Genomic DNA, 12,576 nt, shown 5'->3' on the forward strand with positions numbered 1-12,576 from the left:
TCATGTTATTAACAATGCGAAGTGGATATTTTTAAAATGCCAAAGATTAAAACTGTACGTGGCGCGGCTAAGCGCTTCAAGAAGACCGCTTCTGGCGGCTTCAAGCGTAAACACGCAAACCTGCGTCATATTCTGACTAAGAAATCTACTAAGCGTAAACGTCACCTGCGCCCTAAAGGCATGGTGTCAAAAGGCGATCTGGGCCTGGTTGTTGCCTGCCTGCCGTACGCATAAGTAAATTTTTTTCATTCATTCAGAATATTAAACAGGAGAGCTAAATGGCTCGTGTAAAACGTGGTGTAGTTGCTCGCGCACGTCACAAAAAAATCTTAAAACAAGCTAAAGGCTATTACGGTGCACGTTCACGTGTTTACCGTGTTGCTTTCCAGGCTGTTATCAAAGCTGGTCAGTATGCTTACCGTGACCGTCGTCAACGTAAGCGTCAGTTCCGTCAGCTGTGGATCGCGCGTATCAACGCAGCGGCACGTCAGAACGGCATGTCTTACAGCCGTTTCATCAATGGTCTGAAAAAAGCAGCCATTGAGATTGACCGTAAGATCCTGGCCGACATCGCAGTATTCGACAAAGTGGCATTCACTGCACTGGTCGAAAAAGCGAAATCAGCCCTGGCGTAAGTCAGATAGAAAAGGGAGCTTGCTCCCTTTTTTATCGCCTGTAACCTACGCAAAAGATTGACATTTTCGTCGCTGAGCATTTCAATAGACCCCCATGTATAGCATGACAAGGTAACCGCAAGCATGAATGCTGCTATTTTCCGTTTCTTTTTTTACTTTAGCGCCTGACATTCGGGGGCTTTTGCGCATAAGAGAAGAAACGAAAAATCGCGCTGAAAGCCTCCCTCGTGGAGGCTTTTTTGTTTCTGGCGCTAGCATATTGGACCGGCAGGTCCCAACGAGAACTGACCAGCCTGACTGGAAAAAGAGGAAACTATGTCCCAACTCGCAGAACTGGTGGCCAGCGCCACGGCGGCTATCGACGGGGCGACGGATATCGCCGCCCTTGACGCGGTGCGCGTCGAATACCTGGGTAAGAAAGGACATCTGACACTGCAGATGACCACATTACGCGAGCTGCCAGCAGAAGAGCGCCCTGCAGCGGGTGCCGTGATTAACGACGCGAAGCAGCAGGTTACCGAGCACCTGAATGCGCGCAAAGATGCGCTGGAAGCAGCAGTACTGAATGCCCGTCTGGCTGAAGAGACCATTGATGTCTCTCTACCGGGTCGCCGTATTGAGAATGGCGGTCTGCATCCGGTCACCCGCACCATGGATCGTATTGAGACCTTCTTTGGTGAGTTGGGCTTTGGCGTCGTGACCGGGCCAGAAATTGAAGATGATTATCATAACTTTGATGCGCTGAATATTCCTGCGCATCACCCGGCGCGTGCCGATCACGATACCTTCTGGTTCGACGCCACACGTCTGCTGCGTACCCAGACCTCGGGTGTGCAGATTCGTACCATGCAGGCTCAGCAGCCGCCAATCCGCATTATTGCGCCGGGCCGCGTCTACCGTAACGATTACGATCAGACACACACGCCAATGTTCCATCAGATGGAAGGTCTGATTGTTGATAAAAACATCAGCTTCACCAACCTGAAAGGCACGCTGCACGATTTCCTGAACAACTTCTTCGAAGAAGATTTGCAGATTCGTTTCCGTCCATCCTACTTCCCGTTCACTGAGCCATCGGCAGAAGTGGACGTTATGGGTAAAAACGGTAAATGGCTGGAAGTACTGGGCTGCGGCATGGTCCACCCTAACGTGCTGCGCAATGTCGGCATTGATCCGGAAGTTTATTCCGGTTTCGCCTTTGGTATGGGCATGGAGCGTCTGACCATGTTGCGCTACGGCGTGACCGATCTGCGTGCTTTCTTCGAAAATGATTTACGTTTCCTCAAACAATTTAAGTAAGGGCAGGATATCCAATGAAATTCAGTGAACTCTGGTTACGCGAATGGGTAAATCCAGCCCTGGACAGCACTGCGCTGTCAGAACAAATCACCATGGCCGGTCTGGAAGTGGACGGTGTTGATGCCGTCGCCGGTGCGTTCCACGGTGTCGTGGTTGGCGAAGTGGTGGAGTGCGGTCAGCACCCGAATGCAGACAAGCTGCGGGTGACCAAAATCAACGTCGGTGGCGATCGCCTGCTGGATATCGTTTGTGGTGCGCCGAACTGTCGTCAGGGACTGAAAGTCGCCGTTGCCACCGTAGGCGCGGTCCTGCCTGGTGATTTCAAAATCAAAGCGGCCAAACTGCGTGGCGAGCCGTCAGAAGGGATGCTCTGCTCGTTCTCCGAGCTGGGCATTTCCGACGATCACAACGGCATCATTGAACTGCCTGCCGACGCGCCCATTGGCACCGACATCCGTGAATACCTGCAGCTGGATGACAACACCATTGAGATCAGCGTGACGCCAAACCGCGCCGACTGTCTGGGCCTGATCGGTATCGCCCGCGACGTCGCCGTGCTTAACGGCATGTCGCTGAACGTGCCGGAGATGCAGCCGGTCGCGGCGACGCTTAACGATACGTTCCCGATTCAGGTTGACGCGACAGAAGCCTGCCCGCGCTATCTGGGCCGCGTGGTGAAAGGCATCAACGTCGCGGCTGCCACGCCACTGTGGATGAAAGAGAAACTGCGTCGCTGTGGCATTCGCTCTATCGATCCGGTTGTGGATATCACGAACTACGTCCTGCTGGAGCTGGGTCAGCCGATGCACGCCTTCGACCTCGACCGCATCGACGGAGGCATCGTGGTGCGCATGGCGAAAGAGGGCGAAACGCTGACGCTGCTGGATGGCACGGAAGCGACCCTGCAGAGTGACACCCTGGTCATTGCCGACCATCAGAAAGCGCTGGCGATGGCCGGTATTTTTGGTGGCGAACATTCAGGCGTAAACGGCGAAACCCGAAACATCCTGTTTGAGTGCGCTTATTTCGATCCGCTCTCTATCACCGGCCGCGCCCGTCGCCACGGTCTGCATACCGATGCGTCACATCGTTACGAGCGTGGCGTTGACCCGGCACTGCAGCACACCGCGATGGAGCGTGCTACTCAGCTTCTGCTGTCTATCTGCGGCGGTGAAGCGGGCCCGATCATCGATCAGACCCATCAGGCCGCCTTGCCTGTACCGGTCACGATTACGCTGCGTCGTGAAAAGCTGGATCGTCTGATTGGTCATGTGATTGCGGATGAGCAGGTCACTGACATTCTGACGCGCCTTGGCTGTGACGTGACCGTGGGTGAAGGGCAGTGGCAGGCCGTCGCGCCGGGCTGGCGCTTCGATATGGCCATTGAAGAAGATCTGGTTGAAGAAGTGGCCCGTATCTATGGCTACAACAACATTCCGGATGTGCCGGTGCAGGCCGGTCTGGTTATGACCCAGCACCGCGAAGCCAGCCTGTCGCTGAAACGGGCTAAAAATCTGCTGGTCGATAAAGGGTATCAGGAAGCCATTACCTACAGCTTCGTCGATCCAAAAATCCAGCAGCTGCTGCATCCGGGTGAAGAGGCGCTGCTGCTGCCAAGCCCTATCTCCAGTGATATGTCCACCATGCGTCTGTCACTCTGGACCGGTCTGCTCAGTGCTGTCGTCTACAACCAGAACCGCCAGCAGAGCCGTGTGCGTCTGTTTGAGAGCGGCTTGCGCTTTGTGCCAGATACTCAGGCCGATTTGGGCATCCGTCAGGATCTTATGCTGGCTGGCGTGATCAGCGGTAACCGCGTTGAAGAGCACTGGGATCTGGCGCGTCACACAGTTGACTTCTATGATTTGAAAGGCGATTTAGAGTCGCTGCTCGATTTAACCGGCAAACTGGATGAGATTAGTTTCCGGGCTGAAGCTAATCCGGCGTTGCATCCGGGACAGAGCGCGGCGATTTATTTGCGTGATGAACATATCGGATTTATCGGCGTTGTACATCCTGAGCTGGAACGTAAGCTTGATCTCAATGGCCGCACCTTAGTCTTTGAACTGCTTTGGAATAAGGTCGCAGACCGCGTCCTGCCTGACGCGCGCGAGATTTCTCGCTTCCCGGCGAACCGCCGTGACATTGCCGTTGTCGTGGCTGAAAACGTCCCTGCAGCAGATATCATCGCGGAGTGTAAGAAAGTTGGCGTAAATCAGGTAGTTGGCGTAAACTTGTTTGACGTGTACCGCGGTAAGGGCGTTTCTGAGGGCTACAAGAGCCTCGCAATCAGCCTGATTTTGCAGGATACCAGCCGGACACTCGAAGAAGAGGAGATTGCCGCGACCGTTGGCAAATGCGTTGCGGCATTAAAAGAGCGATTCCAGGCAACCTTGAGGGATTGAACCTATGGCGCTTACAAAAGCTGAGATGTCAGAGTACCTGTTTGAGAAACTCGGGCTGAGCAAACGCGATGCCAAAGAGTTAGTAGAGCTGTTTTTCGAAGAGGTACGTCGCGCTTTGGAAAATGGAGAACAGGTAAAACTGTCTGGGTTTGGTAATTTTGACCTGCGCGACAAGAACCAGCGTCCTGGCAGAAACCCGAAAACGGGTGAAGATATTCCGATTACTGCGCGTCGCGTAGTAACGTTCCGTCCAGGACAGAAGCTGAAAAGCCGCGTAGAGAACGCTACACCCAAAGAGTCTGACTGAATTTCAGCGTTTCAAAAAGGCCGCGAAAGCGGCCTTTTTTCATGGTTTCAGCAGGCAGAACGCCCGCCTTCCTCGCCCGTTAATGTCCACGCCAGCCCATCACAGGCCGTCTCATCAGCCTTTCTTTTTTCAGTAATCTCTCTACAATCAAATCACTGTTTTCTCAGCTAATCCCGCTTATGTCCCTGCTCGACACGTTCGCGCGCCACGCCGATAAACGCGGCCAGAAATGGCTGATTGTGCTCGCCCTGATGCTCTCTGCACTGCTCTGTCTCAGCCTCTGTGCCGGAGACAGCTGGATTACGCCCTCCGCGTGGTTCAGCGACAGCGGCCGACTTTTTGTCTGGCAGTTGCGGCTGCCCCGCAGTCTCGCGGTGGTACTGGTGGGGGCGTCACTGGCGGTTTGCGGTGTCGTGATGCAGGCGCTGTTTACCAATCCGCTGGCGGAACCGGGTCTGCTCGGCGTCTCGAACGGTGCCGGTATCGGCCTGGTGCTCGGCGTGCTGCTGGGCAGTGGCTCGCTGTGGAGCCTCGGACTCGCCGCCATGGCCGGTGCGCTGATTATTACGCTCATCCTGCTGCATTTTGCCCATCGTCAGCTATCGGTTACCCGGCTGTTGCTGACCGGCGTGGCGCTGGGGATTATCTGTAGTGCCATCATGACCTGGGCGGTCTACTTCAGTTCCAGCCTCGATCTGCGTCAGCTGATGTACTGGATGATGGGCGGATTCAGTGGAATTGACTGGCGCTATGGCTGGATGATGCTGGCGCTGCTGCCGGTGATGCTGGCGCTGGGGGCGACCGGCCAGATTCTCAATCTGCTGGCGCTGGGCGAGACCTCCGCCCGTCAGCTCGGGCTGTCACTCTTCTACTGGCGTAACCTGCTGGTACTGGCCATGGGCTGGCTGGTGGGTATCAGCGTCGCTATGGCCGGTGCTATTGGCTTTGTCGGGCTGGTGATCCCGCATCTGCTGCGCCTGAGCGGCATCAGCGATCACCGCTACCTGTTGCCCGCGTCGGCGCTGGCGGGCGCGGCTGTGCTACTGGCAGCCGATATCGTGGCGCGTCTGGCACTGACATCAGCGGAGTTGCCGATAGGGGTCGTGACAGCGACACTGGGCGCACCGCTGTTTATTATTCTACTGGTGAAATCTTCGCGCTAGCTCAGGCTGGCTACTCTGCTGCATCCACAACAGCATCCACAACAGGAAAAAGCATGAACATTTATCAGACTGAACTGGTTACGCTCGATGGGGAAAAAACCACGCTCTCACAGTGGCAGGGCAACGTCCTGCTGGTGGTCAACGTTGCCTCGAAATGTGGCCTGACGCCGCAATATGAAGAGCTGGAGAACCTGCAGAAAGCCTGGCAGGATCAGGGCTTCAGCGTACTCGGTTTTCCCTGCAACCAGTTTCTGGAGCAGGAGCCGGGCAGCAGTGAGGAGATCAAAACCTTCTGCAGCACCACCTATGGCGTAACGTTCCCGATGTTTGCCAAAACCGAGGTCAATGGCGCAGGGCGTCACCCGCTCTATGCCCGGCTGATTGCGGCCCGGCCTGACGCGGTGCGCCCGGAAGGCAGCGGCTTTTACGCGCGTATGGAGAGTAAAGGACGCGCACCGAAAGAGCAGGGCGACATCCTGTGGAACTTCGAGAAGTTCCTGATTGGCCGTGACGGCAGCGTGATCCAGCGCTTTGCGCCTGACATGACGCCGGAAGACCCCATCATTCTGGAAACCATTAAACAGGCGCTGGCAAAATAGATGCTGCTGCGCCTGCAACATGCAGCCGTCCCCGGACGGCTGCTGCCACTGACCGGCGAGCTTGCCGCGGGTCAGCTGCTGCACATTGCGGGTCCGAATGGTGCCGGTAAAAGCACGTTACTCAGCGTCATTGCGGGATTGCAATCCGCCTCCGGTACGGTATTGCTGGACGAACAGCCGCTGTGTCACTGGAAGGGGGCAATGCTTGCACGGGTGCGCGGCTGGCTGCCTCAGCAGCAGGCACCGCTAAGCCAGATGCCGGTCTGGCACTACTTACGTCTGCATCTGAAACCATCGGGGCCGCAGGCCGATGCGCGTCTCAGCATGCTGCTGCAGGTGCTTCAGCTGCAGGATAAGTTATCGCGTTCATTGACCCGGCTTTCCGGCGGGGAATGGCAGCGCGTCAGGCTGGCAGCAGTCTGTGCCCAGATTGATCCTCACATCAATCCCCACGGGCGTCTGCTCATTCTTGATGAGCCGCTGACGGCGCTGGATATCGGCCAGCAAAAAGCGGTGGACGATCTGATTGCGGCGCTGTGCGCATCGGGTATCAGCGTTATCGCCAGCAGTCACGATCTCAATCACAGCCTGCAGCAGGCAGACAGGGTCTGGCTGATGGATGGTGGAGAGGTGATAGCGCAGGGTGAACCTTCAGCGGTTCTGACGCCGCAACGCCTGACGCCGCTCTACCAGATTGCTTTCCGGCAGCTTGAGCTCGAAGGACGCACGCTGCTGACCGTTCTGCCCTGACACTTGCTACCCGGCGGGCTTTACCGCTACATTATGCCGGTTGCAACTTCTGATAAGGACATTTGGCGATGCGCCTGGGTTTGCTGATATTAGTTCTGCTGCTGACGGGATGCAGTCATCACGCCCCGCCGATTAATGGCCGTCTCTCCGATTCCATCACCGTGATTGCGGAGCTGAACGATCAGCTCGGTCACTGGCGCGGTACGCCTTACCGCTATGGCGGCATGAGTCGTAACGGCGTGGACTGCTCCGGCTTTGTCTATCTGACCTTCCGCGATAAATTTGCGCTGCAACTGCCGCGCACCACCTCAGCACAAAGCGATATTGGTACCCGGATCAGCAAAGATGAGCTGCTGCCAGGCGATCTGGTTTTTTTCAAAACCGGTCGCGGTGAGAATGGCTTACATGTCGGCATTTATGATACCGATAATGCCTTTATTCATGCCTCCACCAGCCAGGGTGTCATCCGCTCTTCCCTCGACAATGTCTACTGGCGAAAAGTGTTCTGGCAGGCACGCCGTATTTAATCTCAGGCTCGCTAAATCAGACTTAAGTCCAATTTTAAATAGAGTTAAAACAAAGCGTAAAAGTATTATTTTAAATGAACGTTATCAGGTGCGTTTTTTAATTAACGAATAAGCGCTGGTTTTATTCCACTAATAACCGGTGTTTTATCATCGCTATTTGGCTTAAGCGTGATCGCCTGTTGCCAAACGCCAGTGGAAGGCTAAAGAAGGTCGTCTCTTCAATGATTTGGCACTATTGCCTGCGGCTGATCATTACTATACGATATGATCATCGCCGCATATTCTGGCATTAAAATGAAAATTCATCTCTCGGCCGACTATCAGTCGGAAATCTGGTTTTATCCTGTCTGTGATGTTGACGGGCGGTTGACCGCTGTCGAGCTGGTAACGCAGTTAGTGCATGAAAGTGCCCCTATCACGCTGCCGCAGGATCTGCTGCTGCCCCAGCTCGATGAGTCGCAGCAGCTGCGCCTGCTGCAAAGTCAGATTAGCTTACTGGAGCAGAATCGCGGATTATTTGAAGCGCATTCAGTGTCAGCATTTATCCGCATTGATGAAGGCATGGCCCGGACGCTACTTGCCAGTGAATTAGTGATGCGCAAAATAAAACAGCTGCCCTTCATTCTGTTGAATATCACTGAAACGTTTCCGCAACTGAAGCTGGGCAAAAATAATCCGCTGCTGGCGAGCCTGCATGCTGAATTTAATTTAGCGCTCTCACATTTTGGCGCGGGCAAAACACCGTCCAATGCGGTTTACGATAATTTATTCAGCTGCATCTGTCTCGACAAAGAATTTAATCACTCCCTGGCAAAGCGTGCTTCGTTTGTGCCATTCATACAGAGCATTATCGATAATTTTCGCGCCCACTGTGACCGGCTCATTATTTGCGGCATCGATGACGAACGCTTGCTGGATAAAGTCAGCCAGCTGAACGGTGCCGATTTTCAGGGCGCACTCTTCCCGGTGGTCAAGTCTGACGCGCTGCGCTCGCTGCTTTGCGCCGACGATCGTATGCCATCCTCTCAGCATCCCGGCTGACAGAACCTGTTAATCCCGGCTATCAGCGTTACACTAGAGGACTAACCTACGTATCGCTGAGCATCGCATGGGAGAAACAATGTCCTCAGGCAAGGTATCGTTTGACAACACCTGGTTCCGTGAGCTTTCCGGGTGCTACACCGCGCTTAACCCCACGCCGCTGGCAGGCGGACGCCTGCTGTATCACAATGCACCGCTTGCAACCTCAATGGGCCTGGATAGTGCGCTGTTTGAAGGTCAGGGTCATGACGTCTGGCACGGTGCTGCACTGCTGCCTGGAATGCAGCCGCTGGCGCAGGTTTACAGTGGCCATCAGTTTGGTGTCTGGGCGGGTCAGCTGGGTGACGGGCGCGGTATCCTGCTGGGTGAACAGCGTCTGGATGATGGCAGCAAGCTTGACTGGCACCTCAAGGGCGCAGGGCTGACACCTTATTCACGGATGGGCGATGGCCGTGCCGTGATCCGCTCCAGCGTGCGGGAGTTTCTCGCTTCAGAAGCGCTGCACCACCTGGGCATTCCCACTACGCGGGCACTCACCCTGTCGATAGGCGATGAGCCGGTCTACCGCGAAACCACAGAGCGTGGCGCGATGCTGATGCGCATTTCACCAAGCCATCTGCGTTTCGGTCATTTTGAGCATTTCTTTTACAGCCAGCAGCAGGAGAAAGTGCAGCAGCTGGCCGATTACGCCATTCGCCATCACTGGCCGCAACTGGAAGGGGAAGCAGACCGCTATCAGCAGTGGTTTACTGACGTTGTACGCCGCACCGCACGCCTGATTGCGCTGTGGCAGAGCGTTGGCTTTGCGCATGGCGTGATGAACACCGACAACATGTCAATCCTCGGTCTGACCATCGACTACGGCCCTTACGGTTTTCTGGATGATTATCAGCCTGACTTTATCTGCAATCACAGCGACTATCAGGGGCGCTACAGCTTTGAAAATCAGCCGATGATTGGCATGTGGAACCTTAACCGGCTGGCCCATGCGCTGTCAGGGCTGCTGACCACGGAACAACTGCGGACGGCGCTGAGCACCTACGAACCTGAACTGATGCAGGTCTGGGGTGAGAGGATGCGGGCGAAGCTCGGCCTGCTGACACAACAGAGCAGCGACAATCAGATCCTGACCGATCTGCTGGCGCTGATGACGCAGGAGCACAGTGATTACACCCTGACGTTCCGTCTGCTGAGCGAGACCCGGCAGGCTGAAAGCCGCTCACCGCTGCGCGACGAGTTTATCGACCGTGAGGCGTTTGATGGCTGGTATCAGCGCTACCGCCGTCGTCTGCTGGACGAACAGGTGAGTGACGCGGAACGTCAGGCAGTCATGAAGGCGGCTAACCCGGCGGTAATTTTGCGTAACTATCTGGCACAACAGGCGATAGAAGAGGCGGAGCGGGGAGAGCAGGGCGCACTGGCTCGCCTGCATCAGGCGTTACAGCAGCCCTTCAGCGATGAGACAGCCGCTGAGTATCGTCAGCGGCCGCCAGACTGGGGCAAAACCTTAGAGGTCAGCTGCTCCAGCTGATTCAGATTCAGAGGCGGTGAGAAACCGCCTCTGCCAGCAGGGCGAGCACCTGTTCGCTTTCCTGCCAGCCAAGGCAGGGATCGGTAATCGACTGGCCATAGACCAGCGGTTCGCCGCTCACCACCTTCTGATTGCCTTCTTCCAGGAAGCTCTCAATCATCACACCGGCAACGGCCCGCGAACCTGATGTAATCTGCTCCGCCACATCTGCCGCTACCTCCATCTGACGGCGATGCTGTTTCAGGCAGTTGCCGTGACTGAAGTCGATGACCAGCTGCTGTGGCAGATTAAATGCCGCCAGACTCTCCGCTGCAGAGGCGACATCACTGGCATGATAGTTAGGCTGTTTACCGCCACGCAGGATCACATGACCGTGCGGGTTGCCACTGGTCTGATAGATCGTCATCTGGCCCAGTTTATCCGGTGACAGGAACATGTGGCTGGCGCGTGCGGCGCGAATCGCATCCACCGCTATCTGCACGTTTCCATCGGTGCCGTTTTTAAAGCCGACCGGGCAGGAAAGAGCCGAGGCCATTTCACGGTGGATCTGGCTTTCGGTGGTGCGTGCGCCAATCGCCCCCCAGCTGATCAGATCGGCAATAAACTGGCCGATCACCATATCCAGAAATTCCGTGGCGGTGGGCAGGCCGAGCGCGTTGATATCAATCAGCAGCTGGCGGGCAATACCGATGCCCCGGTTCACATCGTAGCTGCCGTCCAGGTCCGGATCGGAAATTAAGCCTTTCCATCCCACGACGGTGCGTGGCTTTTCGAAGTAGGCACGCATGACAATCTCAAGCCGATCTTCATAGCGGCTGCGTAACGCATTCAGACGCGCAGCATACTCCAGTGCCGCTTTCGGGTCGTGCAGCGAGCAGGGGCCGATCACCACCAGCAGGCGGGGATCTTCACCGGTCAATATACGGGCAATACGTTTACGGGCAGCGGTGACGTTGTCGGCAATCGCCGCGGAGACAGGATGCTCAGCCGCCAGGCTGGCGGGGGTAATCAGACTACCAATGCGTGCGGTACGCAGTTCGTCGGTTTTGTTCATGAGTTTCTCGAAAACGGTTCTTCGCAGCGGTGAAATACCGGGAAGTGATGGTGGTCACAATAAACCATTAGTCTGCGAATTCAACCCGTGATTTGATAATGAAATCAAAACCCACGGCAGCGGCGCTTTACATCGTCGACCCGAATCCGTTTCAGTACATGCGGCGCGTCAGGCCCATGATGTCGAGAATTTTGGTGGCAATCTCTTCGACCGAGTAGTTGGTGCTGTTGAGATAGCGGATCTGATGGGTGCGAAACAGCGCTTCCACTTCGCCGACTTCCAGCCGGCACTGTCGCATCGAGGCGTAACGGGTATTTTCCGCCCGTTCCTGCCGTATTGCTGCCAGCCGTTCCGGATCGATGGTCAGCCCGAACAGTTTATTCTGATGGGCGCGCAGCGCGGGAGGCAGTTTAAGGTTATCCATATCGTCGGCAATAAAAGGGTAGTTGGCGGCACGAATACCAAACTGCATCGCCAGATAGAGGCTGGTGGGCGTTTTGCCACAGCGCGAGACGCCTAACAGGATCACCTGGGCATCCTCCAGCCCGCGCAGCGAGATGCCGTCATCATGTGCCAGGGCGTAATCGATTGCCGCAATACGTGCGTCATATTTACCCAGATTACTGGCGTCCAGTCCGTGGGTGCGGTGTGCTACCGGTGCGGGGGACAAGCCCAGCTCCTGCTGAAGGGGAGCCACCAGCGCCTGCACGATATCCTGACAAAAGCCCTCGCTCTGCACGATAATGTCGCGCACCTCCGGTGTGACAATGGAAAAGAACACCAGCGGCCGGACGCCACTCTGCTGATAGAGCGCGTTGATCTGGGCTTTCACCGCCAGCGCCCGCTGGACATTTTCAACAAACGGCAGCGTCAGGCTGGTGATATTGACCGGAAACTGCGACAGCACCGCGTGGCCCAGCACTTCAGCCGTGATGGCTGTGCCATCGGAGATGTAAAAAACGCTTCTGTCAGTTGTCATAACGAAATCTGCCTCAGACAAGAGTGAGTCATCAGCATGAGCTATGCGATTCAATAAATCATCTCTGATTTTAATTTCTGGAATGTCTGTCCGGATTATTTGTCTGCTGTTTCATCACGATAACAAAAATGCGAAGGGCGTTCGATTCACCGGAACGCTTATCTGAACCGCGTTTAACCTGCCCGTCGTCCGACACCTGTTGCGCAACAAAACAGACGCGTTACTGGGGGATAAATCTAACATTTCCTTGATTATCAATGCATTAACAGAAAATGGCGACTTTGCGCAA

Annotated in this window: 14 protein-coding genes and 1 other annotated feature; of the genes, 12 read left to right on the forward strand and 2 right to left on the reverse strand. The window is 55.5% G+C overall.

Annotated elements, in window-relative coordinates:
• Positions 1-36: 36 nt before the first annotated feature.
• The 12 genes from rpmI (at position 37) to N5J69_RS00340 (ending at position 10,254) form a co-directional block, all read left to right on the forward strand.
• Entirely contained in the window at positions 37-234 is a 198-nt protein-coding gene (gene rpmI, locus N5J69_RS00285) for a 50S ribosomal protein L35 (RefSeq protein WP_006118955.1), read from the forward strand.
• 44 nt (positions 235-278) lie between these two features.
• Complete coding sequence (gene rplT / locus N5J69_RS00290) at positions 279-635, forward strand: 50S ribosomal protein L20 (protein WP_006118956.1); 357 nt, start codon at positions 279-281, stop codon at positions 633-635.
• Positions 636-753: 118 nt separating this feature from the next.
• Positions 754-879, forward strand: a sequence feature (Phe leader region).
• A complete protein-coding gene (pheM, locus tag N5J69_RS00295) occupies positions 759-803 on the forward strand; it encodes a pheST operon leader peptide PheM (protein WP_106120997.1) in 45 nt (14 codons plus the stop codon). Its footprint overlaps the feature before it by 45 nt.
• A 71-nt stretch (positions 880-950) precedes the next feature.
• Positions 951-1,934 carry a phenylalanine--tRNA ligase subunit alpha gene (gene pheS / locus N5J69_RS00300; RefSeq protein WP_279767283.1) on the forward strand — a complete coding sequence of 328 codons (984 nt, stop codon included), beginning with the start codon at positions 951-953 and terminating at the stop codon, positions 1,932-1,934.
• 14 nt (positions 1,935-1,948) lie between these two features.
• On the forward strand, positions 1,949-4,336 hold the full coding sequence (pheT, locus tag N5J69_RS00305; protein WP_279767284.1) for a phenylalanine--tRNA ligase subunit beta: 2,388 nt from the start codon (positions 1,949-1,951) through the stop codon (positions 4,334-4,336).
• 4 nt (positions 4,337-4,340) lie between these two features.
• Complete coding sequence (ihfA, locus tag N5J69_RS00310) at positions 4,341-4,643, forward strand: integration host factor subunit alpha (protein WP_279767285.1); 303 nt, start codon at positions 4,341-4,343, stop codon at positions 4,641-4,643.
• Positions 4,644-4,822: 179 nt separating this feature from the next.
• Positions 4,823-5,806 carry a vitamin B12 ABC transporter permease BtuC gene (gene btuC, locus N5J69_RS00315; RefSeq protein ID WP_279767287.1) on the forward strand — a complete coding sequence of 328 codons (984 nt, stop codon included), beginning with the start codon at positions 4,823-4,825 and terminating at the stop codon, positions 5,804-5,806.
• Between the two features lie 53 nt (positions 5,807-5,859).
• Positions 5,860-6,405, forward strand: a complete 546-nt coding sequence (locus N5J69_RS00320) for a glutathione peroxidase (RefSeq protein ID WP_279767289.1) — start codon at positions 5,860-5,862, stop codon at positions 6,403-6,405.
• Positions 6,406-7,155: a vitamin B12 ABC transporter ATP-binding protein BtuD gene (gene btuD, locus N5J69_RS00325; RefSeq protein ID WP_279767291.1), complete on the forward strand. Its 750-nt coding sequence runs from the start codon at positions 6,406-6,408 to the stop codon at positions 7,153-7,155.
• A 68-nt stretch (positions 7,156-7,223) separates the two neighbouring features.
• Positions 7,224-7,682, forward strand: a complete 459-nt coding sequence (locus tag N5J69_RS00330) for an NlpC/P60 family protein (RefSeq protein WP_013357687.1) — start codon at positions 7,224-7,226, stop codon at positions 7,680-7,682.
• Positions 7,683-7,976: 294 nt separating this feature from the next.
• Positions 7,977-8,723, forward strand: a complete 747-nt coding sequence (locus tag N5J69_RS00335; protein WP_279767294.1) for an EAL domain-containing protein — start codon at positions 7,977-7,979, stop codon at positions 8,721-8,723.
• Positions 8,724-8,802: 79 nt separating this feature from the next.
• Entirely contained in the window at positions 8,803-10,254 is a 1,452-nt protein-coding gene (locus tag N5J69_RS00340; protein WP_279767295.1) for a protein adenylyltransferase SelO, read from the forward strand.
• Between the two features lie 7 nt (positions 10,255-10,261).
• Here the strand turns inward: N5J69_RS00340 and N5J69_RS00345 are convergent, their stop codons facing one another.
• Both N5J69_RS00345 and N5J69_RS00350 read right to left on the reverse strand, forming a co-directional pair.
• Entirely contained in the window at positions 10,262-11,308 is a 1,047-nt protein-coding gene (locus N5J69_RS00345; protein WP_279767297.1) for a 3-deoxy-7-phosphoheptulonate synthase, read from the reverse strand.
• Between the two features lie 151 nt (positions 11,309-11,459).
• Entirely contained in the window at positions 11,460-12,287 is an 828-nt protein-coding gene (locus tag N5J69_RS00350; RefSeq protein WP_013357691.1) for a pyruvate, water dikinase regulatory protein, read from the reverse strand.
• Between the last annotated feature and the right edge of the window lie 289 nt (positions 12,288-12,576).

The sequence above is a fragment of the Pantoea sp. GD03673 genome (assembly GCF_029844725.1).
Taxonomy (GTDB): domain Bacteria; phylum Pseudomonadota; class Gammaproteobacteria; order Enterobacterales; family Enterobacteriaceae; genus Pantoea.

Excerpts from the sequence above, each read along its gene's own strand:
- rpmI (WP_006118955.1), top strand. The coding sequence starts at position 37 with ATGCCAAAGATTAAAACTGTACGTGGCGCGGCTAAGCGCTTCAAGAAG.
- rplT (WP_006118956.1), top strand. The coding sequence starts at position 279 with ATGGCTCGTGTAAAACGTGGTGTAGTTGCTCGCGCACGTCACAAAAAA.
- pheS (WP_279767283.1), top strand. The coding sequence starts at position 951 with ATGTCCCAACTCGCAGAACTGGTGGCCAGCGCCACGGCGGCTATCGAC.
- pheT (WP_279767284.1), top strand. The coding sequence starts at position 1,949 with ATGAAATTCAGTGAACTCTGGTTACGCGAATGGGTAAATCCAGCCCTG.
- ihfA (WP_279767285.1), top strand. The coding sequence starts at position 4,341 with ATGGCGCTTACAAAAGCTGAGATGTCAGAGTACCTGTTTGAGAAACTC.
- btuC (WP_279767287.1), top strand. The coding sequence starts at position 4,823 with ATGTCCCTGCTCGACACGTTCGCGCGCCACGCCGATAAACGCGGCCAG.
- N5J69_RS00320 (WP_279767289.1), top strand. The coding sequence starts at position 5,860 with ATGAACATTTATCAGACTGAACTGGTTACGCTCGATGGGGAAAAAACC.
- btuD (WP_279767291.1), top strand. The coding sequence starts at position 6,406 with ATGCTGCTGCGCCTGCAACATGCAGCCGTCCCCGGACGGCTGCTGCCA.
- N5J69_RS00330 (WP_013357687.1), top strand. The coding sequence starts at position 7,224 with ATGCGCCTGGGTTTGCTGATATTAGTTCTGCTGCTGACGGGATGCAGT.
- N5J69_RS00335 (WP_279767294.1), top strand. The coding sequence starts at position 7,977 with ATGAAAATTCATCTCTCGGCCGACTATCAGTCGGAAATCTGGTTTTAT.
- N5J69_RS00340 (WP_279767295.1), top strand. The coding sequence starts at position 8,803 with ATGTCCTCAGGCAAGGTATCGTTTGACAACACCTGGTTCCGTGAGCTT.
- N5J69_RS00345 (WP_279767297.1), bottom strand. The coding sequence starts at position 11,308 with ATGAACAAAACCGACGAACTGCGTACCGCACGCATTGGTAGTCTGATT.
- N5J69_RS00350 (WP_013357691.1), bottom strand. The coding sequence starts at position 12,287 with ATGACAACTGACAGAAGCGTTTTTTACATCTCCGATGGCACAGCCATC.